Raw genomic sequence first — 2,719 nt, 5'->3', positions numbered from 1 at the left:
GTAAGCGGCGGCCCCGCCCCATTGATTTGGCCTGTTCCTGACGCGTGAGGTGCCTGCGAGAAGGTCTGCGTTAGCAGATGGAGGTTGCGTATGGCGGACGGTGGCGATGGATTTATGGGGCGGTGCGAGGTTGTCGAGCCGCGACGGCGGGGCAAGCGGCGTTGGCCTGATGCGGTCAAGGCGCGGATTGTCGCCGAAAGCCTTCAGCCGGGCGCGCGGGTCTGCGATGTGGCGGCGCGCTATGACATTCTGCCCCATCATTTGTCAGATTGGCGCCGCTATGCCCGGCAGGGTCGGCTGGCCCTGCCGGGTGAGCTGATTGATGCGTTGAACGGATCGCTAGGGCCGAAGGCGGCGGAGCCTGCCTTTGTGCCGCTGTCCATTCTGCCTGAGCCCATGGATCAGCCGGTATCTTCCACGGCCGAGGCCGCGCAGGGCGGCATCGGCGTGATGACGATTGAGGTCGGGTCCGATTTGCGCTTGTGCATTCCCGGTGATGTTACGGTGGAGCGCGCGGCGGCGCTGGTGCGGGCGCTGCGGGGTGCATCGTGATTGTCGCCGGTCAACGGCTGCCGATCGTGATCGCGACGAAGCCCGTGGATTTCCGCTGTGGGCATAACGCTCTGGCGCTGATTGTGCAGACTGAGCTGAAGCTCGACCCGCATTCCGGGGTGACGGTGGTCTTTCGCTCAAAACGTGGGGACAGGCTGAAGATCCTTGTGTGGGATGGCAGCGGAATGGTGCTGACCTACAAAGTCCTGGAGCAAGGCAGCTTCGCCTGGCCGAAGGTTCAGGACGGGGTAATGCGGCTGTCGCGGGCGCAGTTTGAGGCTTTGTTCGAGGGGTTGGACTGGCGGCGGGTGGTGGCGCAACGGGTGCTGGCACCGACTGCGGCAGGATGACTCAGGCAGCTGTTTTTGGCGTTGTTTTATTGGTCTTTCTGTCCCGGTTCGGGTAGAAATGCATATGTCGCAGCCCTTCGATCTCAGCCAGTTTCCGGACCTACCGCCCGAGGTGGTGAAGGCCTTTGCAGCTGTTCAGTTCGAGCTTTCGGTTGAGCGCGCTGCGCGCCAGCATGAGCAGTCTGTGGTTGCCGAGAAAGATGCCTTCATCGCAGAGCTTGAGGCGCTGATCGAGAAGCTGGAAGGCCAGGTTCAGGATTATCGGCGCACCAAGTTCGGGCCGAAATCCGAGAAGCTCGATCCGGCGCAGCTGGAACTGGCGCTGGAGGACCTGGAAACGGCTATCGCCGAGACGCAGGCGCAAATCGCGGCTGTTGAAAACAGGATCGCGGCCAGTGAACCGGATCCCGAGAAGCGCAAGCCGCGAGCGCCACGCAAGGCCCGGGCGCTGCCCGAAAGCCTGCCGCGCGTCGAGAGGGTGGTCGAGCCCGACAGCGTCATTTGCCCCTGCGGCTGTGGTGACATGGTCAAGATTGGTGAGGATCGGACCGAGCGGCTGGATTACATCCCGGCGCGGTATCAGGTGATCGTCACGATCCGCCCGAAATATGCCTGCCCCAAGGGCCGTAGCGGCGTGGCGCAAGCAAAAGCACCTGCGCATCTGCTGGAGGGCAGCTGGCCCACCGAGGCGCTGCTGGCACAGATTGCCGTCTCCAAGCATTCCGAGCACATGCCGCTGAACAGGCAGGCTGTGGTCATGGCGCGGCACGGGGTGCCGATCGACCGCTCGGTGCTGGCCAACTGGATGGGTCGGACCGGTGCGTTGATCGCCCCCGTGGTCGATCACATGGCCAAACGACTGCTGTCCGGCAGCACCCGGCTCTACGTCGATGAAACCACCGCCCCGGTTCTCGATCCCGGGCGGGGCAAGACCAAGACGGGCTATCTTTGGGCGGTGTTGCGGGATGATCGGGGCTGGAACGGCCCTGCGCCGCCCGGCGTGGTGTTCCATTATCGTCCTGGTCGTAAAGGTGCATATGCCGCCGAAATCCTCGAAGGCTTCAACGGCACGATCCAGGTCGATGCCTATGGCGCCTATACCCATCTGGCCACGCCGAAACGCCCGGGCGGCGATCCGCTGCGGCTGGCCTTCTGCTGGGCGCATGGCCGACGCAAGCTGATCAAGGCCAAGCCGAAGAAGGGATCACCCATCGTCGACGAGGCGCTGTTACGCATTGCCGCCCTCTACAAGGTCGAGGACGCCATCCGAGGCTCCGACCCGGACCACCGCCGCGCTGTCCGGCAGGAAATGTCCCGCCCGCTGGTCGATGAATTCTTCACCTGGCTGAAGGCACAGGCCGCGCGGGTCTCGCGTAAATCCGACCTCGGCGAGGCCATGGCCTACATGCTGAAACGTCAGGACGGCTTCCGGCTGTTCCTCGACGATGGGCGCGTCGACATCGACTCCAATCTTGTTGAAAACGCCATCCGAAGCCCGGCCATGAACCGCCGCAACGCATTGTTTGCGGGCCATGATGAGGGTGGCCGCAATTGGGCCCGCTTCGCCAGCCTGATCGGCACATGCAAGATGAACGGCGTCGAACCCTATGCCTACATGCGCGATCTCTTCACCAAGCTGGCCAATGGCCACCTCGCACGCGACATCGACGCCCTGATGCCATGGGCCTATGCACAGCAAGCCAAGGGCTCATAAGGACCTCGTCTCGTAGTCCCTGACGAGCTACCGACCGCCCTCCGCATCAACCAGCCACAACAACGTGCAACCGATAAATAAATGGGGCGTGGCCACCGCATAC

General features: G+C 63.4%; 3 protein-coding genes. All 3 read left to right on the top strand.

What is annotated here, in order from left to right; all coding sequences use genetic code 11:
* The first annotated feature begins 90 nt into the window (after positions 1-90).
* The 3 genes from tnpA (at position 91) to tnpC (ending at position 2,616) form a co-directional block, all read left to right on the top strand.
* Positions 91-552 (top strand): IS66-like element accessory protein TnpA, encoded by a 462-nt coding sequence (tnpA, locus tag C7964_RS19655; protein ID WP_110281240.1) that lies wholly within the window; start codon positions 91-93, stop codon positions 550-552.
* Entirely contained in the window at positions 549-902 is a 354-nt protein-coding gene (gene tnpB, locus C7964_RS19650; protein WP_110280951.1) for an IS66 family insertion sequence element accessory protein TnpB, read from the top strand. Before tnpA ends, tnpB begins: the two co-directional genes overlap by 4 nt.
* A gap of 64 nt (positions 903-966) precedes the next feature.
* Positions 967-2,616 carry an IS66 family transposase gene (gene tnpC / locus C7964_RS19645; RefSeq protein ID WP_110281239.1) on the top strand — a complete coding sequence of 550 codons (1,650 nt, stop codon included), beginning with the start codon at positions 967-969 and terminating at the stop codon, positions 2,614-2,616.
* Positions 2,617-2,719: the final 103 nt, after the last annotated feature.

Origin of the sequence: Loktanella sp. PT4BL, assembly GCF_003201935.1 — a bacterium.
Lineage (GTDB): Bacteria > Pseudomonadota > Alphaproteobacteria > Rhodobacterales > Rhodobacteraceae > Yoonia.
The sequence above is the reverse complement of the archived record's forward strand: the minus strand, read 5'-3'. Positions and strand labels throughout refer to the sequence as shown.

Bases quoted from the DNA above. Each gene is read 5' to 3' on its own strand.
- tnpA (WP_110281240.1), top strand. From the start codon at position 91: ATGGCGGACGGTGGCGATGGATTTATGGGGCGGTGCGAGGTTGTCGAG.
- tnpC (WP_110281239.1), top strand. From the start codon at position 967: ATGTCGCAGCCCTTCGATCTCAGCCAGTTTCCGGACCTACCGCCCGAG.